We start from the raw sequence: 25,078 nt of genomic DNA on the forward strand, positions 1-25,078 counted from the left end.
AGCTCTGAACCGCAAAGAAATCACTCGCCTATTCAGCTCCATTTTGAGATTGTCGCCCCGCTAAAAAGCGAATCCCCTGAGGCATGACATGCGCGTGACGGGCCTTCACTCTCTGCTGATCCTTGCCACCGCATTCGGTGCGTCGCAGGCTTATGCCCAGGCCAAGAAGGATACCAAGGCGGCCCCGCCGGCCAATGAAGTCCGCTACTTCACCTCGATCGGCGGCATCATGGACGACCAGGCCGACAGCATCCTGAAAGAGACCCGCGCGGCGGGCAAAGTCACCGGCGCCGTGCTCGACGTCTGTTATCCGGCGATCGGCAATCCCGACCGCAAGGATCGTTTTGTCGCAACGCTGACGGTGGACGGCCAGAAGCTGACCGGCACCACGCAAAGCATGGACGGCAAACAGCCGGTGACGGTCAATCTGCTGCGCAAGTCGTCCGGGAACGGCGTCAGTTTCGACGGCAAGGTCACCATCGGTCCCGGCACGTCCAATATCTCATCGGCCGACAACACCGACATCAGCGAAAAGGAATTCAAGGAAGGCCAGGAAGCCGACGACGAAATCAGCGCGGCGCCTGCGGACTTCACCTCGGCCTCGCCGGAAGCCGTGGCGGTGCGCGTGAAGCCGGACGGCATTGCAGACTTCGTCAACAGCCTGCGCGGCCAGAACCTGGAGATTTCGCTGACCAGCCTGCTGCCGTCCTGCAGCGAGCTGCGCAAGGGCGAGCAGGTGATCCACATCAACATCGATCCGGAGCGGGCCACCGACTTTGTCGCCAAGATGAAATCGCACGCCGGCGTCATCGCCAGCGGCTGGACCAGCGGCAAGCTCGACATGGATCGCACGGTCCGCTTCGCCGCCGCCGACTGGCGCGACGGCAGCAAGGTCAACCGGGACAAGTTGACGGCAACGATTTCCGCCGTGATGGCCAAGGCCCTGTCGGCCAAGGCGCTTGCTCCGACGTGGAACGACAGCACCGGTGAGATCAAGCTCACCTTCAAGCGCCCCCACGCCGCGCTGCCCAGCCTCGGGCTGACGCAGACCATCGAATTCAGCGCAATGGCCACAAGCGACAAGCCGGGCGCCAGCGACAAGCTGCTGCTCTGGATCGGCTTTCCCTCGATCACCACCACCGATGAAAGCTCCGGCGCCAAGCTGAAACTTTCTGACGCGTCGGACACCGGCGGAGAGGAAAGCGTGCCGGTTGATGAGGGCGACACGGTCACGGCGATTGCGCGCGAGCTGAAGGCCCAGCGCTGGGATGCGGAAAACACCTCTTGGAAATAGCGCCATCCCGCTTGCCATCGCGTTATGATGTGGTCGTCGTCGGCGCCGGCCTTGGCGGACTGACGGCGGCGGCGATTCTCGCACGCGCGGGACGCAAGGTCCTGGTCATCGAGCGCAGCAATTCGGTCGGCGGCGCCGCATCGAGCTACAAGGTCGGCGACCTGTTCGTCGAAGGCTCGCTGCACGAGACCGGCAATCCGCGCGATCCCCGCGATCCCAAACATGAGGTGCTGACACGCGCCGGCGTGCGCGACGCCGTGACATGGACACCAACCGGCGCGTTCTACGAGGTGCGCGGCGGACCGATTGCAACACCGCTGACGCTGCCCGACAGTTTCGACGGCGCGCGCGAGGCGCTGCATCGTCGTTTTCCGGAAGCCCGCGATAGCATCGACCAAATCCTTAAAGAGCTGGAACTGGCCGCAGCGTCAACCGTGCGCAGCCAGGACAGCGGCGATCGCGACACCCTGCAGCAGAAACTTGATCGCGCGTTCGGCGACAACGAAGCGGTCAAATGCGCCCTGGCTGCCAACCTCTGCTACTATCACGACGATCCGGCGACGTTATCGTGGGCCTTCTTTGCGCAGGCCCAGGGCCAGTATCTCCTCAACGGCGCCTGCTTCGTCCATGGCGGCTCGCAACGGCTATCGAGCGCGCTGGCGCGTGCGATCCGGACGGCCGGTGGTGAAGTGGCGCTGCGCCGGAATGTGACGGCCCTCGCCCTCGCTCCCGGACCGGACGGCGGTTATCTCGTCAGCCACACCGCAAAGGACGGCAGCGGCCCGCAGACGGTCGCGGCCTCGCGCGTTGTCAGCAATGCGGCGCCGGAGATGACGGCGGCCCTGCTGCCGCAGGACCACGCGACGCGGCTGCGCGATCACTATGCGAAGCAACCGCTGTCGATCTCGCTGTTCGCGCTGACGCTGGGACTGTCGCAACCGCCACGCAGCTTTGGCGTGAGCAGTTACTCCACCCAACTGCTGCCCCCCTGGATGACGCGCCTGGCGGATTACGCACAGGCCGCAGCGCTGCTGGCCGATGAACCGACGGAGCGGATGCCGCCGCTGGCGATCGTGGACTATGCGGCGATCGACTCCGGTGTGCCCGCGCCGCCCCATGTGCTGTCGATCATCGGGCCGGACCGGCTGTCGAACTGGGATGCAGCCGACTACGAGGTCTATCGCGCCAAGCGTGCGCGCTGGCAGGACGCCATCATCCACTATCTCGACAGTCATTTTCCCGGTCTTGCGGGAGCTGTGACCGCGACATCGTTCAACACCGCGCTGTCGGTGCGGCAGTATCTGGGCGCGTCCGAGGGGGCGGTCTACGGCTTCGCGCCGATGCCACCGGCAGCCGATACACCGGTGCGTTCACCGCGCACACCGATCACCGGGCTCTATCTGTCCTCGGCCTATGCAAACGCCGGCGGCTACACCGGCGTGATCCAGGGGGCCGCGGACTGTGCGGATCTCATCCTGAGCGAAGGATGACGCTCAGTTCGAATTGAGATGAAAGCGCAACGTCCTGGCGCCGATGAACGAGATATAATCGCCCTGCCGCTTCCAATTGGTCGCCTCGCTGAGCGTCGCGATCAGCGCATCGTCCAGTTGCGCCTTGTCCGGCGGACATGCGCGTTCTTCCATCGCACCCGGCACGAACACGATGGTCTCGCCCGCCACCGAAAACTGGCCACGGCCGCCCTTGCACCACAGCTCGATGCGGGTTTCGCCGCGATCACCGATTTCAAGCGAGGGCACGCGTTTCGAGCCGGGCAACGGCCTGACGTCGAGGGTCATCTCCTGCCCGAACGGAAAGTCCTGGGCCTGCGCACGCGGCGCAGCGACGAGAACACCAATCGAGATCGAGATACATGCAGCAAGTGCCGAAAAAGATCGTCTGGAAAAGGTCATGACAATATCTCACCGGTTCGTATCCGCATTGGCGCTCCGCTTTAGCCAAGAAACTGCGTCGTTTTAGCGACACGCCCTTTCCGGAAGCAGAGCGCTCCACATAAGGAAATCCCCGCGACACAAGCCGCGGGGATCATCCTGGGAGAATCGATGCGGACCTACTTCAGCACCATCTCCGTGAATGGATACACATAGGCCTGCAGCATCACGAAAAGGCCGACCAGGCAGGCCAATGCGATCGAATGCCAGAACACGAAGCGCAGGATGGTGCCTTCGTGACCGAACCAGTTGGTCGCCGTCGAGGCCACGACGATCGACTGCGCGTCGATCATCTTGCCCATGACGCCACCCGAGGAGTTCGCCGCCCCCATCAGGATCGGTGACAGCCCCAGTTGCTCCGAGGTGATCTTCTGCAGGTTGCCAAACAGGATGTTCGACGCGGTGTCCGATCCGGTCAGCGCGACACCCAACCAGCCAAGCAGCGTGCCGAAGAAAGGATACAGCACGCCGGTAGCGGCGAAGGCGAGACCGAGCGTGGCATCGAGACCCGACAGCCGGGTCAGCGTGCCGATCGCCAGCATCGCCGAGATCGTGATCAGCGAATAGCAGCACAGTTTGAGCGTGCGGCCGTAGATGCCGACCATCTTGCCCGGCGAGATTCCCATGATGAAGCCGGAGATGATGGCCGCAATCAGCATGCCCGATCCGGTAAACGACAGATACTGGAACAGGAACTGGGCTCGCTCAGGCGTCGGCTTGGGAACGACAGGCGCGACCTTCATGATGATCTTATCGAGATCCGGAACGTCATAGTTCCAGCTGAAGATCGGATTCACTGCGGCCTTGAACCAGCCGGTGCCCCAGATCAGCAGGATAGCGCAAAGGATGATCCATGGCAGCAACGCCGACCAGAGTTCGGCCTGGGTCAACGGCGTCTTGTCCATCGCCTTGGCGGGCGGCGCGGATGCGGCGGAGTCGTCCCGTGTGCGCAGGGCCGGCGACAGCCACAAGGTCTTGGGTTGCCAAATCCTGAGGAAGCCGATCAGACAGGCCATCGAGATCAGCGAGGCGCCGATGTCGACGATCCAGGGATTGATGTAGTTCGAAATCAGGAACTGCGGAACGGCGAACGACACACCGGTCACCAGAATCGCTGGCCAGACCTCCTTCATGCCTTTCCATCCGGCGAACGCCCACACCACCCAGAACGGCACGATCAGCGAAAAGACCGGCAGCTGCCGCCCGACCATCGCACCGAGAATATAGGGATCGAGGCCGGTCACCGTCGCCAGCCCCTGAATCGGGGTGCCGAGCGCACCGTAAGCGACGGGCGCGGTGTTGGCGATCAGCGACAGGCCGGACGCCGCGAGCGGCGAGAAGCCGAGCCCGATCAGGATCGCACCGGTGATCGCCACCGGCGTGCCGAATCCGGACGCTCCTTCGAAAAACGCGCCGAACGAGAACGCGATCAGCAACAGCTGCAGCCGCCGGTCGACCGTGACGCCGCCGACCGCACGCTTGAGCAATTCAAACCGGCCGGTAGACAGCGTCAGCTGGTACATGAAGATGACGTTCAACACGATCCAGCCAATCGGGAAGAAACCGGAGACGGCGCCGAGAATGGTGGCGCGGATCGACAGTCCGGCCGGCATCGTGAAAATGAAGATCGCCACAAGATTGGCGACGATCAGCGCGATAATCGCCGCAATATGGGCTTTGACCTTGTTGGTCGCGATCAAGACCAACAGCGTGACCACGGGAATCGCGGCGGCGATAGTCGACAGAGCCGAATTTCCGAGCGGATTATAAATTTGATTCCACATCGTTTTTCTCCCCACGCATTTTTGATTCGCCCGACCGGCGTGGCTGGTCGAAACGATTTTGGGGTGATGCGGAAATCAGTGCAGATGGGCACCGGCCAACCACCTGGTCATGCCTGTATGGAGCCCGTCTTTGTTGGTTGATGTCTCGCTCCCCAGCCGTCGGCCCCATGCTAGGGTCTTAACGAAGGTCTGGACAAGATGTCGCACACCCCATGTCCTGCGACTTTAGTCGCATGGCGGTAAATTCTACTGTTATTTCATGGCTTTGTGGCCCATCCCCCGGAGATATCAATCTGTGAATAGCATCGGCTCGACGCTCACGACCATCTGGCGGATCGCCGCCCCGTACTTTCGCTCCGAGGACAAATGGGCCGGCCGGGCCCTGCTCGCCGCGGTGGTGCTGATCGAACTGGGGACCGTGGCCATCGATGTGCTGCTGAACCAGTGGCGCAACCGCTTTTACAACGCCCTGCAGGAGCACAACTGGGACAACTTCGTCAGCGAGCTGATCTATTTCAGCGTGGTCGTGACCATCTTCATCGCCATCGCGGTGTATCAGCTCTACCTCAACCAGTGGCTGCAGATCCGCTGGCGCAAATGGATGACGGAAAACTATCTCGGCGATTGGCTCGCCAACGCCAATCACTACCGGATGCAGCTGCAGGGCGATGCCGCCGACAACCCGGACCAGCGCATGACCGACGACGTCAAACTGTTCGTCGATCGCACCCTCAATATCGGCCTCGGTGTGCTGAACGCGGTGGTCACCCTGGTCTCGTTCGTGGTGATCCTGTGGGGTCTCTCCATGGCCGCACCGCTGCATCTGTTCGGGAGTGAGGTGTCGATTCCCGGCTATCTGGTATGGGCCGCGCTGCTTTATTCGGTGCTGGGAACCTGGCTCACCCACCTCATCGGTCGCCCCCTTGTGGGACTGGACTTCCGCCAGCAGCAATTCGAGGCGGACTTCCGCTTCAATCTGGTCCGGGTGCGCGAAAATGCCGAGCAGATCGCGCTGCTGAAGGGCGAGCCTGTGGAGCGCGAACGCCTGCTCAAACGGTTCGGCGCCGTCGTCGACAACTGGCTCGGCATCATGAGCCGCACCAAGAAGATCACGGCCTTCACCGCCAGCTACGGGCAGGCGGCGGTGATCTTCCCGTACGTCCTGGTGGCGCCCGCCTATTTTGCCAACAAGACCCAACTCGGCGGCATGATGCAGGCCGCCTCCGCTTTTGGCAGCGTCCAGGGCGCGCTGTCGTTTTTCATCAGCGCCTATCGATCACTGGCGGAGTGGCAGGCGGTGATCCAGCGACTGGACGGCTTCAGCCACACCGTGGCCGAAGCCAAGGGTCTTGCGTCCCAGCCAGACGGCCTTCATGTCGTGACCGATAGCGGTCGCGATATCCATCTCGACAAACTGACGGTCGCGCTGCCGCATGATCGGCCGCTGGTTTCGGTGAACGGTTTCCGGGTGCGCCCGAGCGAGCGGGTGCTGGTGACCGGCCCGTCGGGCGCCGGCAAGTCGACACTGTTCCGTGCGATCGCCGGCATCTGGCCGTTCGGCAAGGGGACGATTTCGATTCCCGCCGGCGCGAAGATGATGATGCTGCCGCAACGCCCCTATTTCCCGGTCGATACGCTGCAGGCGGCGATCGCCTATCCATCACGAAGCGACAGCTATCCGGCCGACCGGCTCCGGACCGTGCTGACGCAGGTGGGACTTCCGGCGCTGGCCTCGCGGCTTGGCGAGGAAGCCCACTGGAACCGGATGCTGTCGCTTGGCGAACAGCAACGGCTCGGCGTCGCCCGGGCTCTGCTCGAAGCGCCGGACTATCTGTTCCTGGATGAGGCCACCGCCTCGCTGGACGAGCCGTCGGAAGCCGCGCTCTATCGGTTGCTGCAAGATCAGCTTCCCGCCACCACCATTGTCTCAATCGGCCATCGCGCCACGCTCGATGCCTTCCATCAGCGCAAGGTCGGCCTGATCAAGACCGGGGACACGTTCGTGTTGCAGGACAGCGGCGGGGAGGCGAAGCTCTAGATTCTTGTTTTGACGCGTTTTCTTCACGCGAACCGGTATCCACTTCGCTCGAAAACGCTCTAGATTCTTGTTTTGACGCGTTTTCTTCGCGCAAACCGGTGTCCACTTCGCTGGAAAATGCTCCAAGGCGAAAAACGTCCAAGACCTACAATGTCAGACCGGGGATCGGCTTCTCGCGCGGTTCCCGGTCCGCGTGGGTTTTGAGGAACGATTTCGCCAGCGCATGATAGAGCCCTTCGGGCACAACCATCTTCGACGCCGCATTGGCGATCAACGCTGCCGCCATCAGCGGGATCACCATCGCGTGGTCGTTGGTCATCTCGGAGGTGATGACGAACGAGGTGATCGGCGCCTGCACCACCCCGGTCAGATAGGACACCATGCCGATCAGCACCAGCGCGCCGATCGGCACATGGGTAAAGACCAGGCTCAGATCCGACGCGAGGCCCGCGCCGATGGCGAGCGACGGCGCGAAGATGCCACCGGGGATGCCGCTGATCGCCGACAGCAGCGTGGCCGCGAGTTTCCAGGGGCCGAAGGCATGATCGACGGAACTGGTGGCATGGATGATGGCGCGCGCCTGCTCGTAGCCGGTGCCATAGACATGGTCGTGGCTGGCCAACCCGCATAGCGCCACCCCGAGCCCGCACAGCATGGCAAAGACCACCGGATGCTGCTTGATCCAGGCCCCGACCACACCGGGAAGTCCCCGGGCGAACAGGATCAGGATCCGGCTGAACAGGCCGCCCGCCAGGCCGCAGAGCACGGCGCACACCGGCACCACGATCCAGGCGCCGCCGAGCGGCAGCACCGCGGCGGTCGATCCGAAATAGTTGTAGTCCCCGACAACCGCGAGCGAGGTCAGACCGGCGGCGATCACCGCGCCAATGATCAGGCCGCTGGTCCGCATCTCGAACGAGCGACTCATTTCCTCGATTCCGAACACGATGCCGGCGAGCGGCGTGTTGAAGGCGGCAGCTACGCCAGCGGCCGCACCCGCCAGCAGAAATCCGGGTTGCCGGAATGGCGCCCACCGGCCGATCGCGAACATGATCGAGCCGCCGACCTGCACCGTCGGCCCCTCACGGCCGGTTGAGGCACCGCACAGCAGGCCGACCGTCATCACAATGATCTTGCCCAGCGCCACGCGCAACGACACCAGCGGCGCCCTGGCCTCCTGGTCCGGCAATCGCAAGGCTGCAATCACCTGCGGGATGCCGCTGCCCTGCGAGTTGGGGAACACCCTGACGGCCAGCCACAGCGCAAGACCGAACCCCAACGGGGTGACGAGCAGAGCCAGATAGGGCGAAAGGCTCAACACGCGACCGAACGCGGCCTGGGCATAGTCGGCGAGGAAGGCCATCAGGATGGCCGCAAGGCCGACGGCGATGCCGCCGAACAGGAACAAAGTCCGGCGCATCCAGCGCTTCAACGCGATCCTGGAACGAACACCCCAATGAGCGGCGTGGCGGCTGAAACTCATGCAAACGGGTCTAGCAATTGGCGGGCGTGAAGGCCCGTAAAATGCGCGGCATGCGGCGGCAACTCACGAGATCTCGGATTATGATCAAGCTATTGAACCAGCCCGACTTTCCAGCGGTCCAAAATCATTGTCCCGGTCAACGGTCACGGCAAAACAAAAGGGCGGCAGATTGCTCTGCCGCCCATGTTGGTCCGTGGAGGAGGACTTACTTCAGGTTGCTCGCCGCCGTCAGGTCAGCCGAGAGCTTGGCGACGAAGGTCGAACCGCACCACTTGGAGCCGACGCCGGTGGCGTTGTTCGGCTGGAAGCTGCCGTCGAAGGTGGCGCGGAAGTCGCTAGTCAGAGCGTTGCAATCACCCTTGGTCATGTCGGTGTCCGAGTAGCGCAGGTCCAGGGTGAACACCTTGTAGGTGAAGCCGATGCCGACGTTCCAGGTGTTGTAGTCCGCGAGGCGGATGTTGCCGTAGAACGCATCGGTGGTGCCCAGCCACTGGCGGCCGAACTCACCCGACAGGTAGGCGCCGACGCCCGAAGAGCCGAACCAGGTGCCCGGCGCAGTCGCCTTGGCGGTGACCGAAGCGTAGGTGCCGTCGGTGCCGAAGTTCAGGAAGTTCGGCGAATAGAACGCGTTGCCGCCGATGGCGAAGTAGTCGTTGATGGTGTAGGTGACCTTGGCATAGGCCTCGTAGTAGCTGACGTCCTTCTTCATGACGTTGCCGTTGACGAGGGCGTTCGCGCCGGGGGCGCAGAGAACGCCGCCGCCCTGGACCGCGTCGATGCACTGCCCGCCCGGATACAGGTAGCCCCAGACACCGAAGTCGAAGGCGAACGCGCCGAAGGTCGGGCGGATACCGCCGTAGATGTCCACTTCAGCGGAGGCGCGGTTGGCGAACGAGATGCTCGAGAACGACGTACCGGCGTACAGCTGCAGGTTCGGGTTGATGTTGTAACGCGGCTCGAAATAGGCGGTCACCGACGGATTGCGGTTCGACTGCGATACGCCACGGAACAGGTAATTGTTGGTGATCGACGCACCGAACGCGATGTCCCAGGGCGAGACGACCACCGGCGGCGGCGCCTTGGTGTACATCTTGGCGGGAAGATCAGCTGCGGAAGCCGTTCCAAATCCCAGCGCGAGCAATGCGACTGACAAAACCACTTTTTTCATGACGATCCCCATCATCGTTGATACTTCAGCCTCATTGCCGAGCGCCACGAAGGGCAAGGAACTAAGCGACTGCTGGAAACTCTTTCCGTCGCTACCATCGCGGGAATCTGGCGGAATCGTGAAGCAAAAATCGCATGCATCTGCCGACTTTTTAGGCGTTTTGGCCCTTTCGAAGTCGGTTGTTGGTGACTGTTGCATTCACAACACAGGTTTTGTCCGGAAAATTTTGCGATGCGGCGCAAAAGCCGAGATTACGGGCCAGACCCATTTCCATTCCGATCGAATCGAAACGGAGCTAACGCTCTAACCCAGGTTTGGCCTTCAGCCCCTGATTCGGGGGCTCGACGATTCCGGACGGCAACGCCCGCACACAGCTTCACAAGCCAAGGGCCGCAGCGTTCACGCTGCGGCCCTTGAATTCCGTCCCGTCATCCGTTGCGACGCGCTCTGTCCGACAGCACGCTGCCCGCGCAAGCCTGCGCGTGGCGGCGCCTGCCGCGGCCAAGCCTAACTGTGGTCGCCGCCGTCCGCGCTGTGCTCAGCAGCCGGAGCGCCCCACCCGCCCGATTGAACCGGGGTCAGGCCTTCATCCGCCTCGGGGGCCGGAGCCGGTGCCGGAGCGGGCTTCGGAGCGCGTTTGGCAGCAGCCTTCTTGGCGGCCTTCTTCGGCGCGGCTTTCTTTGCGCTCTTCTTGGCGGGCGCAGCTTTCTTGGCTGCCTTCTTCGCGGCTTTCTTCGGAGCCTTCTTGGCTGATTTCTTGGCCGACTTCTTCGCGGCCTTCTTGGTCGACTTCTTGGCGGCTTTCTTCGCCGCCTTCTTCACGAGTCTTTTCGCCTTCTTCGCCTTTTTCTTCTTCGCCTTCGCCATCGTAGTCCTCCTGTTGCCGCCGTCAAAAACAGAAACTTCAAAACAGATATTCAAGATCAGAACGCTTCACCTCCGGCGGGTGCCGATGCCGGCCTGGCTTTCATGATGGAGCCCCTGCCCCACCAAACCTCATGACCGGCATCGCGCGCCGAACACCATGATCGATCGCTGGCGCTGATCAGTTCAGGCTCGGACGAGGTCCCCCGGTCGCCCAGTCGAGCAGTTCGATGGTGTGCACCACTGGAACCGACGTGCCTCCGGCAATCTGCACCATGCACCCGATGTTGCCGGCGGCGATCACGTCCGGCTTCACTGTTGCGATGTTGGCGACCTTGCGTTCGCGCAATCGTCTCGCAATGCCGGGCTGCAGAATGTTGTACGTTCCTGCCGAGCCGCAACACAGATGACTCTCGGGCACATCTTTCACCACGAATCCACTCTTGGAAAGCAATTCTTTTGGAAGCTGCGCGATTTTCTGTCCGTGCTGCAACGAACATGCTGAGTGATAGGCGACGACGAGATCATTTTTCTGCTGCGGCCACGCGACATCGAGACTGCCGATATACTCGGTGATATCGCGGGCGACCTTCGATATGCGCGCGGCCTTCGCGGCATAGGCTTTGTCCTCGCGCAGCATGTAGCCATAGTCCTTGATGGTGGTGCCGCACCCCGACGTCGTGACGAGGATGGCATCGAGACCCGACCGATCGGTCTCCGCGATCCAGACATCGACGTTGTGCCGCGCGCGCCGCAGCGCATCGTCGTCACGCCCCATATGATGCGTCAACGAACCGCAGCATTGCTCATCCGCCACCAGCACCACCTCGATGCCCTGGCGGGTCAACAAACGAACGGCCGCTGCATTGATGCCCGGCGACAGCACTTGCTGGGCACATCCCTGCAGCAACGCGACGCGGCCACGCCGCTCGCCTTGCGCCGGAAACACGGTCCCGCCACGCGGGCCCGGAGGCGGCAATCGCCCCGGCGCCAAGCTCATCATCGCATTGATTCGATTAATTAAATTCGGATTTGCCGAATCTTTTTGGACATTTGGCAAAAGCGCCGCGAGAGGTTTGCCCAACCGCGCCAGCAGCATGCCGGCACGGAACACGCGGGGACGCGGCAACACGAATGCGAGCACGGCACGCAGCAGCCGCTCGGTCAGCGGGCGCGCATAGTCCTGCTCCACCTTCACCCGCGCCTGATCGACGAGGTGCATGTAGTTCACCCCTGACGGGCAGGTGGTCATGCAGGCCAGACACGACAGGCAGCGGTCGATGTGTTTGACGACATCCCTGGTCGGGCGCTGGTTCTTTTCCAGCATCTCCTTGATCAGATAGATGCGGCCGCGCGGGCTATCGAGCTCGTCGCCGAGCAGCACATAGGTCGGACAGGTGGCGGTGCAGAACCCGCAGTGCACGCAGGCGCGCAAGATCTTATCGGCTTCGGCGATGTCCGGGTCGGCGAGCTGAGCCAGCGAAAATTCGGTTCTCATGCGTCCCTGGTCATCCGGTTGCGGTTGAAAATAGCCTTGGGGTCGAAGCTCTGCTTGACGCGACGGCTCAGCGCCGCGAGGCCTGCATCATGTGGATGGAACACGTCCACCGCATTGCGTACGGTTTCGAGCGCGCGGACCAGGTTGGCGTGACCTCCGATCGGCGTCAGCCGCTGGCGCAGCAGGCCCGCATGGGCATCGGTCGCCGGCGGCAACGCCGCCCAGATCAGTCCGCCACCCCAGTCGTAGATCACGTCGCCGCCGGTCTCGCGCGCCAGCGCCTGCCCGAAGGCACCTCCCGCCGCCGGCGGACACACGATTCGCCACACCGGCCAGGCCCCCAGCGGGCCTGCGGCCGCGAACGGCACGACGTCCCGCAGCGCGGCCCAGAGCGGCTGGGATGCGGCATCGTCGACGGCATCGGCCGTGCCGAACGCTGCGAGCCTGTCGGCGAGTGAGCGCGCGCGATGAGCCACCGACGCCTTGATGCCTTCCAGCCGCAGCAGCGTGATCCCTTGTCCAGTCACATCGAGGTCGGCGAGGTCGTGGCCGCTGCCGCGCAGGACCGATGTGGGCACATGGGCGGCGCCCGAGACATCGAACGGCGACCCCAGGGCCGCGGTCATCGCGCGGTTCGCCGCAGCATCATCCAGGCCGCGCAGCACCAGCGTGGTCTCGCTTTCCGCCTTTGGCATCACCTTGATCGTGACCTCGGTCATCACCGCCAGCGTTCCCCAGGACCCGGCGATCAGCTTGCAGAGGTCATAGCCGGTCACGTTCTTCACCACCTTGCCACCGGCCTTGAAGGTGTCGCCAAACCCCGACACCGCCGTCGCGCCCAACAGGTGATCCCGTGCCCCGCCGGACTTGATCCGGCGCGGGCCGGCGAGCCCGGCCGCGATCATGCCGCCGATCGTGCCGGCACCTTCGGAGGTGCCCAGCAGCGCCGCGGTGTTCATCGGCTCAAAGGCGAATTCCTGATTCTTCGAATCGATCAGCGACTTGACGTCGGCGACCGGCGCGCCGGCCTCGACCGTGAGGATCAGTTCGCTCGGCTCATAGCCGGTCACGGCATTCAGCGCCGACAAGTCGAGCACGGCGTTGGTCGCCATCGGCAGGCCCACCGTGCGCTTGGTGCCATGCCCCACGATCTCGAGCGGCTGTTCGGCGTCCAGCGCCCCGCGCACGGCCTGCTCGACATCCCCCGCATCGCGCACCTTGAGAATATCCACTGGGCTGTCCGCTCTCAGAACCGGGGCAGGTCGGGAAAGGCGAGCTTGCCGCCATGGACATGGACGCGCCCGAGCTCCGCGCAGCGATGCAGGACCGGGAACACCTTGCCCGGATTGAGCAGCCCCTTCGCGTCAAAGGCGCATTTCAGCCGCTGCTGCTGGGCGAGGTCGACCTCGCTGAACATGTCCGGCATCAGGTCGCGTTTCTCGACCCCGACACCATGCTCGCCGGTCAGCACCCCACCGAGTTCGACACAGGTGCGCAGGATGTCCGCGCCGAAGGCCTCCGCCTTGTCCATTTCGCCGGGCTTGTTGGCATCGTACAGAATCAGCGGATGCAGGTTGCCGTCGCCGGCATGGAACACATTGGCGACGGCCAGCCCGTATTTTTCCGAGAAGCCACGAATCCGGGTCAGCACCTCCGGCAGCTTGCCGCGGGGAATGGTGCCGTCCATGCAGAGATAGTCCGGCGAAATCCGTCCGACCGCGGGGAACGCCGCCTTGCGGCCGGCCCAGAACAGCAGCCGTTCCTGTTCCGAGGTGGATATCTGCAGGGTGGCCTGGCCGCAGCCCTTGGCGATGGCCTCGACCCGCAGGATCAGCTCATCGACCTCCACGCCCGGACCATCGAGTTCGATGATCAGGAGCGCCTCGACATCGAGCGGATAGCCCGCATGCACGAAGGCTTCGGCCGCATGGATCGCCGGCTTGTCCATCATCTCCATGCCGCCGGGAATGATGCCGGCGCCGATGATCCGGGCCACGCACTCGCCGGCCTCCTCCACGCTGTTGAAGCCGACCATCAGCGCCCGGGCCGTTTCCGGCTTCTGTAGGATGCGCACGGTGATCTCGGTGATGACCCCGAGCAGTCCCTCGGAGCCGGTGATGATGCCCATCAGGTCGTAGCCGGAGGTCTCCGCGGCCTTGCCGCCGATCCGCAGCACCTCCCCGGTCATCAGCACGATCTCGCAGCCGAGGATGTTGTTGGTGGTCATGCCGTATTTCAGGCAGTGCACGCCGCCGGAATTCTCGGCGACATTGCCGCCAATGCTGCAGGCAATCTGCGAGGAGGGATCGGGCGCATAATAGAACCCGGCATGGGCGACGGCCTGGCTGATGGCGAGATTGGTCACGCCCGGCTCGGTCACCACGGCGCGGTTGTCGAAATCGATCTCGCGGATGCGCTTGAACTTGCCGAGCCCGAGCAGCACGCCGTCCGCAAGCGGCAGCGCACCACCGGACAGCGAGGTCCCCGAGCCGCGCGGCACCACCTTGATCGCGTTGTCGTGACAATAGCGCAGCACCGCCGACACCTGCTCGGTCGTATCGGGCAGCACCACCACCATCGGCGTCTGCCGATAGGCCGTGACCCCATCGGACTCGTAAGGCAGCATCTCGGCCGCGCTGTCGATCACGCCTTCACCGGGGACGATCTTGCGCAGGTCCGCCACAATGGCGGCTCGCCGGCCCAGCACCGCCTGGTCTGGCTCAGGCATTTTGATCGACATAAGACCTCTCCGCGTCGCTTTTTTCTAGTGACCCGATCGAATTGGATGTTCGCTCAGAGGTGATGCGAACGGCTGCTGCAAGCTTCGAATTCGGGGCACTCGAAACATCATGATACTACGATCTCGCGGGGTCTCACGCTCGCACATCTCATATTCGGACAGCGGTCGCAGCGAACAGATACGACTATGAGAATCGGAACACACGAGTGTCCCGCTTCGCAAGTTCGTTACGTTTTCAGCGAGCTCCATACGAACTTGCGAAGCGATAAGGACACTAGCAAATATATGATTCTAGTGTGCTTTATGAATGCGAAGTTCGTGAAAGCGTCTGCGGCACAGTCGCACGAACTTCGCGTTCAGCACACTAGAAGTTGATGCCGAATCAAGCACGTCCGCAGCAATTTGAATAGATCACCGCGCAACGGGCCGCATCCCGCTTGTGTGGAGCGGCACCGGGATGGCAGACTTCAGCGGCAACGACAAAGAGTTTGGGAGACAAGAAGTGACATCTGGAATGAAAGCTCAGGTTCTGTCCGCGTCGGTTCTGGCCATCGTCATGACCGTATCCGGCGGGACTGCGAAGGCACAGGACGTCGCCGCAGGCGAAACCTCATTCAAGAAATGCGCGCCGTGCCACGCCATCGGCGAGGGCGCAAAAAACAAGGTCGGACCGGAGCTGAACGGGCTGAACGGCCGCAAGTCGGGCGCAGCCGAGGGCTATTCCTATTCGGACGCCAACAAGAAATCCGGCATCACCTGGGATGAGGCCACCTTCAAGGAGTACATCAAGGACCCCCGCGCCAAGATCCCGGGCACCAAGATGGCCTTCGCCGGCATCAAGAACGAGAAGGAAACGGCCGACCTGTGGGCCTACCTCGCCCAGTTCGGAGCGGATGGCAAAAAGAAATAGGGCCACGTCGACCCATTGCACGTCGACCCATTGCATGCCGCCCCATTGGCAGGCTCAGGCCTGCCGCTGAGCGTCGGAAAACGGCGCGACTATCACCAATTTTAAAGACAGACGGTTTTGAAGACAGACAGCGCGACCGCCCTGGCGCGACGTCCCGCCGCTTCAGCCGGCCAGCACCGTGGTCTTGGTCGGCAGCGTCGCCTGGGCCGGCAACACGGCCTGAACCACCAGTCCCCGCGCCCGGGCATCCATCACGCCCACGGCACGCAGGGCGAGCAGCGTGACGGTCTGCACCACGTCGCGAAGCCGTGTCCGGTCATCCAGGTCGGTGGGCGCCAGAGGGCCAACCAGCGCCTCGTGCAGGGCGCCGAGCAGCGAGGTCGCCGCCAATTCGGTGTCCTGGGCCGGCAAATGTCCGGCGCGCACGGCGGCGTCGATCCTCAGTTTGATCTCGGCGGCGATCGACCGCCGGCTGGCGAGACGTGATTCGCTGACATCGACGTCCACCGGCTCGGCCAGAATGCCCCAAGCCAGCTTGCGGTGCGACACCACATGGACGGCAATCGTGGTCACCGCCGCTGCCAGCGCCGACGACGGACCGGGCGCCGCATCGGCCGCCCGGCGGATCGCGGTCAATTCGTCGTGCGAGACGTCGGCGATCAATTCGGAGATCAGGTCGGCTTTGGACGGGAAATAGCGATAAACCGTGCCCGCCGCGACATTGGCGCGGGTGGCGACAGGCGCAATCTGCACCGCGGCCATTCCGCCTTCGGAGGCCGCGTCGCGGGCTGCATTGAGGATGGCATGCCGACGCGCCGCGAGGCGACGCACGACCTGATGAGTGCGGCGATAAACCATTGAGTGTCTTGTCCCTTCTAAAACTGAACACCAATTCAGGACGGGTGACAAGATGGTCGGTTCGCACTGCAACATAAGTCGATTTGGATTGAACGGAAACGGCTGCTGAACTGACTGCAGTGCAGGTCGCAACAACTGGCGACCAGAGAGACGAACATTTCCGGAAGCGAAAAGATCCGACATGAAGCTGATTGCCGTCCCTTCTGCAGCCGTGCTGGCGACCTTGATGTGCGCCTTCGCCATCCCGGCCCATGCTGATGAGAAATCGTCGCCGCTGCCGACACAGATGCCGATCGGACAGCAGGCGTGTTTCGGCCGCGACTATGATGCGAACCATCTTGCGAGCCATCCCAAACAACGCGTGACCAGTCTCTATCTGTTTCGCGACTTCACGCCCGACACCAATTCCGAATTCGAGCCGGACAGCCCGGACTCGTTGCGGGAGAACGACGGCGTCGATGGCCGCATCGGTATCAATGCCTATGTCCGCTTGCGCGACCGCAAGGGCGTTTACTCCAACAGCTTCTCCTGCAGCAAAAGCGACAGCGGCGGGGTGTCCTGTGCGATCGACTGCGATGGCGGCAGCTTTCGACTGAAGAGCGCCGGCGAAAGTCTCGATCTCGCCAATGAGGGCTTTGTGGTGGTCGGTGGCTGCGGCTCCAGCGAGGAAGACGACAACAAACGCGAGGACGTGCGTCCTGGTGTGGACGACAAGCAATTCCGGCTGAGCCCGCAGCCGCTGGCGGCCTGCATCGCCATCCGCGATACGCAACGGCCGGCCTATGCGGCGCGCGGCGCGCCGATCCGGCAGCGGCTCGCTGCAACCGGCGCGTTGTGCTTCACGAAAAGCTACGACACCGCACATCTGACGAGCTATCCGCAGCAGCAGATCAGGCGCGTGGCGGTGCTGAAAACCGCCACCGATGCCGACAACGCACCGTCCTATCGACTGAGCTTCCGGATCGAACTGCGCAATGGTGACAGGCGGGAGAAGTCGGCGCACTGCTATCCGGACGGCTACACGTATCTGTGCACCAGCGACACCGACCATGACGGCGCGCACGAGTTCTATCTGACGCGCGCCGGCGACAATGACATCATGCTGCGCGACCGCCGTGGCGCGATGACGGCGATGCTGAAGGCCAAGGTCGGAGTCGACGACAAGATCTTCAAGCTGAGACAGGCGCCCGAGGCCGACTGCGGATTTTAGCCGCTGAAGCCGAGTGCGCGCGCCAGTGCGGCCACCGCCATGCCGGTGAACACCGCAATGAAATCGTTGCGACGGACGATGGTGACGATCATGGCCGCGACGATCGCGAACATCACCACCGCGCCGCCATTGACCGCGACCGGCAGCGCGGCCGCGACGATGATCGACCCCGGCAACGCCTCCAGCATGCGGCGAACCCGCGGGGTGATGGTGATGTAACCCATCAGCCAGTATCCACCGGCACGCGAAGCCACCGTCACCACCATCATCACCGCGAAGGCGATCATCACGTCCGAACGCAGCATGTCACTCATCGGCCATCAGCCCCGCGCTGACGCTGCCGGCGATTGCACCGGAGATGATGAACCAATAGCCCGGCACGAGCCAATGCACCGTCAGTGCGACGGTCCCGGCAATCACCCAGGGGATCGCACGCCGCGGACCTTTCCAGGCCGGCACCAGCATCGCGGCATAGAACGCCGGCATCACCAGATCGACGCCGTATTTTTTTGGATCGGCGAGCTGGCCGGCGAGCAGGAACCCCGGGATCGAGGAGACCAGCCACACCATGTAGAGGACGATGCCGCCGCCGACGAAATACCAGGCATTGGCGCCGCCATGCTCGCGATACCGCGTGGCGGCGAGCCAGCCACCATCGGTGACCAGCAGCATCGACGAATAGGCCTGCCATGCCGGCAACGTGCCGAACCACGGCCGCAGGCTGGCGCTCATCAGCGCGAAGCGGATGTTGACGGTGGTGGTGAGCAGCGCCAGCGTCGCGATGGTCGAGACCGTCAGCGTGTCGGGCCAGGACTGCACCGCCACGAACTGCGAGAGGCCGCCATAGACGATGGCCATCATCACCTCGACCTCGGCCAGCGTAAAGTTCTTCTGGGCGCAGAGCGCACCGAACGCCAGACCGAAGGCAAGCGTGCCCGGCAGCATCGGCGCGATGGCATAAATGCCGGGAATGATGCCGTCGCGCGACCAGTAGACGCGATGCACATGATGAGGCTGGAGATGAGGTGAAGGCTGCATGAGATCGGATTATCCAGCCCGTGAATGAAGCGGGAGGACCGATCAGTCAACGGCTTGCCGCGGGCGGCCGCCCTGCATTTCCGCATCGACGTTTCATGCCGGGCGACGACCGTCATCCGGGAGATTGCGCACGAGGCAGATTTGCGCGACAGGAGTACATGGGGCCACGCTTGGCGCGAAGTTGAAGCGATATCAGCACAAGCTGGATCAACCACGCATTGATATCTTGATGTCCTACAGAACCTGCTCAATGCCGTCGCAACTGACGATGGCAGACTATCGGGAGGACGGCCGTGCCCATCGACACCAACAGACGTCAGATCATCGTAGCAGCCGCCGCCGCAGTCGCCAGTTTTGCCGGCCCAGCCGCCGGCCAGCAGACGACCAACACCCAACCGGGAGACCCCATGCACGGACTTGAATTTGCGACGGTACGCGATCAGGTGGCCGCACTGCAGGCCAAAACCATCTCGGCAAGCGAACTGCTCGAACTGAGCCTCAGCCGGATCGACAAATTCGACGGCAAGGTCAACGCCATCGTGGCGCGGGACTTCGAACGCGCGCGCACGGCGGCGAAGGAGGCCGACGCCGCGCTGGCGCGAGGTGACCGCAAGCCGTTGCTGGGGGTCCCGGTCGCGATCAAAGAGTCCTTCAATGTCGCCGGCCTGCCGACCACATGGGGCTTTCCGTGGGCCAAGGATTTCATCCCACAGGAAGACGCGGTGCTGGTGACACGGCTGAAGGCCGCCGGCGCCATCGTGGTCGGCAAGACCAACGTGCCGGTCACCCTCGCCGACTGGCAGTCCTACAACGACATCTACGGCACCACGAACAATCCCTGGGACCCGGCGCGGACACCGGGCGGATCGTCCGGTGGTTCGGCGGCGGCGCTGGCGGCGGGCTATGTCGCGCTGGCGCTCGGCTCGGACATCGGCGGGTCGCTGCGGGTGCCGGCGCATTTTTGCGGGATCTATGCCCACAAGCCGTCGCAGACCCTGCTGCCCGGGCGCGGCCAGGTGCCGCCGCGCGCGCCCGCGCTGCCCGTGAATATTGATCTCGCCGTAGTTGGCCCGATGGCGCGCAGCGCCCGCGACCTGACCGATGCCGTCGATCTGCTGGCCGGTCCGGACACGGTCGAGGCAACGGCCTACAAGCTCGCGCTGCAACCGCCGCGCGCCGAGACGCTCAAGGGCTTTCGCGTTCTGGTGATCGACACCCACCCGCTGCTGCCGACGGCAGCGAGCGTCCGCACCGCGCTTGATCGGATCGCCGAGGGGCTCGACAAGGCCGGCGCCAAGGTGGCCCGCCAGAGCACGCTGCTGCCGAACCTCCGCCTGATGGCGCAAACCTACATGACGCTGCTGATGTCGATCTTCGGCGCCGACGTGCCGCCAAACGTCTACACCAGCATTCAGTCGGCCGTCGCCGGCATTCCTGCCGGCACCGATACGCCGGCGGCGTGGCGCGGGCGCGGCCTCGTCGCCAGCCACCGCGACTGGATCCAGGCGGACCGCGTCCGCACCGGCCTCAGCGCGCAATGGCGCGCCCTGTTCCGCGAGTTCGACGTGGTGCTGTGTCCCGTGATGCCGACGCCGGCTTTCCCGCACGACCATTCACCGGACCAGCGCACCCGGACGATCCAGATCGATGGCACGCCGCATCCCTATCAGGATCAGCTTGTCTGGCCGGGGCTGGCGACCTTGAACGGGCTGCCGTCCACCGCCGTCCCGATCGGGCATTCGCCCGAGGGACTGCCGATCGGCATGCAGATCATCGGTCCCTATCTCGAGGACCGCACGCCCCTCCGTTTCGCCGAACTGATCGAGCAGGAGTTCGGCGGGTTCACCGCACCACCGGGCTTTGCCTGAGGCGTCGAGAGCCCAAAAGAAAAACCGCCTGGCGCGGGGTGCGTCGGGCGGTTTTGACTGTTTTGAAGTGTTAGGCCTGCGGTTGCGGCTCGGTGCCGATATCCGGCTCCGGACGCGGACGCGGCTTGCCGGCAGGCGGCACGGCCGAGGTGCGCGGACCGGTCGGCTCGAGCACCGATTCCCGATTCGGCTTCTTGCCGTTGAGCAGGTCGATGATCTCGTCGCCCGACAGCGTCTCGAACTCGAGCAGGCCCTTGGCGAGAGCTTCGAGCGCGTCGCGCTTGGTGGTCAGGATCTCAGTGGCTTCCTTGTAACCGTCCTCGACCAGCCGGCGGATTTCGACGTCGATCTTCTGGGCGGTGGCTTCCGAGACGTTCTGGGTGCGCGACACCGACATGCCGAGGAACACCTCGTCCTGGTTCTCGCCGTAGGACACCGTGCCGAGTTCGTCGGACAGGCCCCAGCGGGTCACCATCATGCGGGCCAACCGGGTGGCCTGCTCGATGTCGGAGGCGGCACCGGAGGTCACCTTTTCCTTGCCGAAGATCAGCTCTTCCGCCACGCGGCCGCCCATCATGATGGCGAGCCGCGAGGTCATCTGCTCCAGCGACATCGACAGCTTGTCGCGCTCCGGCAGCTGCATCACCATGCCGAGCGCACGTCCGCGCGGAATGATGGTGGCCTTGTGCACCGGATCGGTCGCCTTGACGTTGAGCGCCACGATGGCGTGGCCGCCCTCGTGGTAGGCGGTCAGCATCTTCTCTTCTTCGGTCATGACGAGCGACTTGCGCTCGGCGCCCATCATCACCTTGTCCTTGGCGTCCTCGAACTCGCTCTGGGTCACCATGCGCTTGTTGCGCCGGGCAGCCATCAAAGCGGCTTCGTTGACCAGGTTCATCAGGTCGGCGCCCGAGAAGCCGGGGGTGCCGCGCGCGATGGTCTTCAGGTTGATATCCGGCGCCAGCGGCACCTTGCGGACATGCACCTTCAGGATCTGCTCGCGTCCCACCACGTCCGGGTTCGGCACGATGACCTGGCGGTCGAAACGGCCCGGACGCAGCAGCGCCGGATCGAGCACGTCGGGACGGTTGGTGGCGGCGATCAGGATAACGCCTTCGTTGGCCTCGAAGCCGTCCATCTCGACCAGCAACTGGTTCAGGGTCTGCTCGCGCTCGTCATTGCCGCCGCCGAGACCGGCGCCGCGATGACGACCCACCGCATCGATTTCGTCGATGAAGATGATGCAGGGCGCATTCTTCTTCGCCTGCTCGAACATGTCGCGAACGCGCGAGGCGCCGACACCGACGAACATTTCGACGAAGTCCGAACCGGAGATGGTGAAGAACGGCACATTGGCTTCGCCCGCGACCGCACGCGCGATCAGGGTCTTACCGGTGCCGGGAGGACCGACCAGCAGCAGGCCGCGCGGGATCCGGCCGCCGAGCCGCTGGAACTTGCCGGGGTCGCGCAGGAATTCGACGATCTCCTGCAGATCCTGCTTGGCCTCGTCGACGCCGGCGACGTCCTCGAAGGTGACGCGGCCGTGCGCCTCGGTCAGCATCTTGGCGCGCGACTTGCCGAAGCCCATCGCCTTGCCGGCGCCGCCCTGCATCTGCCGGGAGAGGAAGATCCACACGCCGATCAGGGCGATGAACGGCAGCCACGACACCAGCAGCCCCACGAACCACGGCACGTTGTCGCCGGGCGGGCGCGCGGTGATCGAGACCTTGCCGTCATACAGACGCTTCACCAGGCTCGGGTCGTTCGGCGCATAGGTCTGGAAGCTGCCGCCATTGGTGAAGGTGCCATGAATTTCCTGGCCCTGGATCACCACGTCACGGACGTGACTCTGGTCGACTTCCGACAGCAGCTGCGAGAACGAGATGTCCTGCGACGAGGCGCGTTGACCCGGATTCTGGAACAGCGTGAAGAGTGCCAACAGCAGCAAGACGATGATGACCCAGAGGGCGAAGTTGCGCAGATTGGCGTTCATTCGGATTCCTTCGTGGCTGCGCGGACCGCAACCGTATGTCCTTCAAAAAGCTTGGGTCGTCGACGCATTCCGCCGAGGCTCTCGCCGACTTATCAGTTTCCTGCCTCGTGCGCTGGGCAAAAGTTCCCCGAATTCGGAGCACCCGCTACAGGGATACAATCTAGGTGCCCGCCCGGCTACTGCCAAGGGAACCACTTGGGACTATTTAGCGCATTCTACCGCTATTCCAGGTGAAATAAGGGCGAATGGGGTGTCCGTCCCACCTGTGGTTAAGGTTTGCCACCGGATTTTGCGGTTTGGACCGGCCGGCGCGGCGGCGCGGCGCTCACGACAATCAGATTCCGGGCCAAACTGACAATCGCGCCGGCAAGGGTCTGCCTGACGGGAGCCATCATTTTACCGGCGGTGCGTGCCGCGGTCAGGGCACTCAGCAGCGCTTCGGTCTTGCCCAGTTCGGCCGGGCCTTCATGACCCGCCCGATCGATCGCCCGCATCAGCAGGCGGACACGAATCTCCTCGGGCGTCGTGAAAAAGCCTTCGGCATCGAATTCGGATCGCTGCGACTTGCGATCCACCTGGACCAGCGCGCGCTCGGCCGCGTCGGTGAGAGCCTCGAGCGCCACATTGGCGCGCGCCAGACGTGAGGCCAGCCGCGCCAGATTGCGCGCATCGCAGCCCTCCCGGGCGAGCACAGGCATCAGTGCACGCAGCCGCGGCCGCGTGAAGGCAGTGTCATGGTTGGTCGGATCGGTCGCATAGGCGATCTTCGCCTTGTCGAGGGTAGCTAAAAGACGCGCCTTGGGGACATCGAGCAAGGGCCGCACCAGCGTCACACCGTTGCGCTCCGACTGCCGCGCCATCGCTGCAAGCCCCACGAGGCCACTGCCCCGCGACAACCGCATCAGCACGGTCTCGGCCTGGTCGTCGCGGGTGTGTGCGGTCAGCACATGCACGGTGTCATGGTCGCGCGCCAGTCGCGCCAGCAGCCGGTAGCGCGCATCGCGCGCCGCCGACGGCACACCGGTATCCGGTTTGGCGCCGCGCCAGCGCAGGGTGTGATGCGCCAGACCGAGCGACGTCGCCAGGATCTTGACTGCGCGCGCCTCAGCCGCGGCTTCGTGGCGCAGGCCGTGATCGACCGTCACGACAATCAGCTTCGGCCCGCGCCTGATCGCCTTGCGCCAGCGTGCGGCCAAAACCATCAGGGCAACCGAGTCCGGGCCGCCGGAAACGGCAAGGACGATCGCTGGGAGATCCCTGAGGTCGGCGAAAAGCTGTCTGGCCTCAGTGGCGGTGATCGGCGTCGAATCGTCTCGAACCATGGCTATCCCGGAAAGTCGCTAATCGCCTTTCCGGATCAGTCTAGCACTTCACGCGTTTCTGTTCGCGATCGACGCCTTGCTTCACCCCGGCCGACGCACGGGGATACTTGCGCGCGACTTCGCCCAGCGCCGCACAGGCGGCTTCCTTTTCCTTAAGCGCGGCGAGCGACTGCCCGAGCCGCAGCAGGGCATCCGGGGCCTTCGCCGAGGTTTCGAACTTGGTCGTGACGTTCAGGAAGGATTCCGCGGCGTCGCGATAGCGCTGCCGCTGGAACATGCTTTCGCCCAGCCAGTACTGCGCATCGGCCATCAGCCGGTCGCTCGGATACTTCTGCACGAAATTGCGCATGGTTTCTTCCGCCAGCGCATAATCCTTGCGCTGGATATAACCGATGCCGAGATCAAACTCGTCCTTCGGCGTCGCTCCCGGCGGCAGAGTGGTCAATCCGCCCGGCGCAGCCGCGCCACCCGGAGCAGTGTTGGCGAGATCGAGCGGCTCGCCCGCCCCGCGCCCGCCCGGTGCACCGATCGGTGGGGCAGCAACCTGGGCATTGGGATCGATCGGCAACTGGCCGCCGCCCAGCGCCCGCGGCGCGCCCGGCGCGTTCGGATTCTGGTTCGGATCGAACGCATCGTTGCGCCGGCCGCCCTGCCTGACCGGAGCCGCCGACTGCTGGATTGGCGGCGGCGGCTGGTAGGTCTGTTGCGGATACGGTTGCTGTTGATAGGTCTGCTGCTGGGGCGGTTGTTGATAGGTTTGCTGCGGGGGCTGCGCGACCGGCTGATTGGCGGCAACGCCAGGCGCGGCTGGCTGGCCCTGCCCGGCCTGCAACTGCCTGATCTGCTCTTCCAGCTGGCGGTTGCGGTACTGCAACTCTTCGTTTTGTCCCGTGAGTTGGCGGATCTGGTTTTCCAGACGCTCGACCCGCTGCGGATCGTTGTCGTCGTCGGACATCTGTCCCGACATCTGCGCAACGGCATGAACGGGCAGCGCGATAGCCGCCATGATCACCATCAAGGTGGCGGCCAGCGTATGAAATTTGAATGACATTTTTGCCTGA

20 protein-coding genes are annotated in these 25,078 nt (G+C 63.9%); 6 read left to right on the plus strand and 14 right to left on the minus strand.

The annotated features are described in order from the left end of the window. The first annotated feature begins 88 nt into the window (after positions 1 to 88). Together RS897_RS05100 and RS897_RS05105 are read left to right on the plus strand one after the other, a co-directional pair. A complete protein-coding gene (locus RS897_RS05100; protein WP_315835505.1) occupies positions 89 to 1,294 on the plus strand; it encodes a hypothetical protein in 1,206 nt (401 codons plus the stop codon). Further along, a complete protein-coding gene (locus RS897_RS05105; RefSeq protein ID WP_315835506.1) occupies positions 1,285 to 2,784 on the plus strand; it encodes a phytoene desaturase family protein in 1,500 nt (499 codons plus the stop codon). Before RS897_RS05100 ends, RS897_RS05105 begins: the two co-directional genes overlap by 10 nt. Before the next feature lie 3 nt (positions 2,785 to 2,787). Here RS897_RS05105 and RS897_RS05110 read toward each other — a convergent pair whose 3' ends face one another. Further along, positions 2,788 to 3,204 carry an META domain-containing protein gene (locus RS897_RS05110; protein ID WP_315835507.1) on the minus strand — a complete coding sequence of 139 codons (417 nt, stop codon included), beginning with the start codon at positions 3,202 to 3,204 and terminating at the stop codon, positions 2,788 to 2,790. Between the two features lie 158 nt (positions 3,205 to 3,362). Then, positions 3,363 to 5,027: an L-lactate permease gene (locus RS897_RS05115; RefSeq protein WP_315835508.1), complete on the minus strand. Its 1,665-nt coding sequence runs from the start codon at positions 5,025 to 5,027 to the stop codon at positions 3,363 to 3,365. A gap of 295 nt (positions 5,028 to 5,322) precedes the next feature. Between RS897_RS05115 and RS897_RS05120 the strand changes: the two genes are divergently transcribed. Then, entirely contained in the window at positions 5,323 to 7,065 is a 1,743-nt protein-coding gene (locus RS897_RS05120) for an ABC transporter ATP-binding protein/permease (protein WP_315835509.1), read from the plus strand. 145 nt (positions 7,066 to 7,210) lie between these two features. Here RS897_RS05120 and RS897_RS05125 read toward each other — a convergent pair whose 3' ends face one another. The 6 genes from RS897_RS05125 to RS897_RS05150 all read right to left on the minus strand — a co-directional run bounded on the left by RS897_RS05125 (position 7,211) and on the right by RS897_RS05150 (position 14,818). Beyond that, positions 7,211 to 8,548, minus strand: coding sequence for a chloride channel protein (locus RS897_RS05125; protein WP_315835510.1), 1,338 nt, complete (start codon positions 8,546 to 8,548; stop codon positions 7,211 to 7,213). Between the two features lie 205 nt (positions 8,549 to 8,753). Continuing rightward, positions 8,754 to 9,716 (minus strand): TorF family putative porin, encoded by a 963-nt coding sequence (locus tag RS897_RS05130; protein ID WP_315835511.1) that lies wholly within the window; start codon positions 9,714 to 9,716, stop codon positions 8,754 to 8,756. A 507-nt stretch (positions 9,717 to 10,223) separates the two neighbouring features. Continuing rightward, positions 10,224 to 10,583, minus strand: a complete 360-nt coding sequence (locus RS897_RS05135; RefSeq protein WP_315835512.1) for a hypothetical protein — start codon at positions 10,581 to 10,583, stop codon at positions 10,224 to 10,226. 178 nt (positions 10,584 to 10,761) lie between these two features. After that, positions 10,762 to 12,078 carry a glycolate oxidase subunit GlcF gene (gene glcF, locus RS897_RS05140; protein WP_315835513.1) on the minus strand — a complete coding sequence of 439 codons (1,317 nt, stop codon included), beginning with the start codon at positions 12,076 to 12,078 and terminating at the stop codon, positions 10,762 to 10,764. Continuing rightward, positions 12,075 to 13,310 carry an FAD-binding protein gene (locus RS897_RS05145; RefSeq protein WP_315835514.1) on the minus strand — a complete coding sequence of 412 codons (1,236 nt, stop codon included), beginning with the start codon at positions 13,308 to 13,310 and terminating at the stop codon, positions 12,075 to 12,077. Before RS897_RS05145 ends, glcF begins: the two co-directional genes overlap by 4 nt. A gap of 14 nt (positions 13,311 to 13,324) precedes the next feature. Continuing rightward, on the minus strand, positions 13,325 to 14,818 hold the full coding sequence (locus RS897_RS05150) for an FAD-linked oxidase C-terminal domain-containing protein (protein ID WP_315835515.1): 1,494 nt from the start codon (positions 14,816 to 14,818) through the stop codon (positions 13,325 to 13,327). A 556-nt stretch (positions 14,819 to 15,374) separates the two neighbouring features. Here RS897_RS05150 and RS897_RS05155 point away from each other — a divergent pair. Beyond that, positions 15,375 to 15,728 (plus strand): c-type cytochrome, encoded by a 354-nt coding sequence (locus tag RS897_RS05155; protein WP_407654530.1) that lies wholly within the window; start codon positions 15,375 to 15,377, stop codon positions 15,726 to 15,728. A gap of 162 nt (positions 15,729 to 15,890) precedes the next feature. Here RS897_RS05155 and RS897_RS05160 read toward each other — a convergent pair whose 3' ends face one another. Then, a complete protein-coding gene (locus RS897_RS05160; RefSeq protein WP_315835517.1) occupies positions 15,891 to 16,586 on the minus strand; it encodes a TetR/AcrR family transcriptional regulator in 696 nt (231 codons plus the stop codon). A gap of 181 nt (positions 16,587 to 16,767) precedes the next feature. On the opposite strand from RS897_RS05160, the gene RS897_RS05165 reads away from it, so the two are divergent. After that, positions 16,768 to 17,796 (plus strand): hypothetical protein, encoded by a 1,029-nt coding sequence (locus RS897_RS05165; RefSeq protein WP_315835518.1) that lies wholly within the window; start codon positions 16,768 to 16,770, stop codon positions 17,794 to 17,796. Here the strand turns inward: RS897_RS05165 and RS897_RS05170 are convergent. Further along, positions 17,793 to 18,110, minus strand: a complete 318-nt coding sequence (locus RS897_RS05170) for an AzlD family protein (protein ID WP_315835519.1) — start codon at positions 18,108 to 18,110, stop codon at positions 17,793 to 17,795. The two genes, RS897_RS05165 and RS897_RS05170, sit on opposite strands and share 4 nt — an antisense overlap. Then, a complete protein-coding gene (locus RS897_RS05175) occupies positions 18,103 to 18,834 on the minus strand; it encodes an AzlC family ABC transporter permease (RefSeq protein WP_315835520.1) in 732 nt (243 codons plus the stop codon). The genes RS897_RS05170 and RS897_RS05175 overlap by 8 nt, the downstream gene beginning before the upstream one ends. A gap of 407 nt (positions 18,835 to 19,241) precedes the next feature. On the opposite strand from RS897_RS05175, the gene RS897_RS05180 reads away from it, so the two are divergent. Continuing rightward, on the plus strand, positions 19,242 to 20,702 hold the full coding sequence (locus tag RS897_RS05180; RefSeq protein ID WP_315838529.1) for an amidase: 1,461 nt from the start codon (positions 19,242 to 19,244) through the stop codon (positions 20,700 to 20,702). Positions 20,703 to 20,772: 70 nt separating this feature from the next. Here the strand turns inward: RS897_RS05180 and ftsH are convergent, their stop codons facing one another. From ftsH to ybgF, 3 genes are all read right to left on the minus strand, one after another. Further along, positions 20,773 to 22,695, minus strand: coding sequence for an ATP-dependent zinc metalloprotease FtsH (gene ftsH / locus RS897_RS05185; RefSeq protein ID WP_315835521.1), 1,923 nt, complete (start codon positions 22,693 to 22,695; stop codon positions 20,773 to 20,775). A gap of 269 nt (positions 22,696 to 22,964) precedes the next feature. Further along, entirely contained in the window at positions 22,965 to 24,017 is a 1,053-nt protein-coding gene (gene tilS / locus RS897_RS05190; protein WP_315835522.1) for a tRNA lysidine(34) synthetase TilS, read from the minus strand. Between the two features lie 40 nt (positions 24,018 to 24,057). Then, positions 24,058 to 25,068, minus strand: coding sequence for a tol-pal system protein YbgF (ybgF, locus tag RS897_RS05195; protein WP_315835523.1), 1,011 nt, complete (start codon positions 25,066 to 25,068; stop codon positions 24,058 to 24,060). Positions 25,069 to 25,078: the final 10 nt, after the last annotated feature.

Source organism: Bradyrhizobium prioriisuperbiae (assembly GCF_032397745.1).
GTDB classification, from domain to species: domain Bacteria; phylum Pseudomonadota; class Alphaproteobacteria; order Rhizobiales; family Xanthobacteraceae; genus Bradyrhizobium_A; species Bradyrhizobium_A prioriisuperbiae.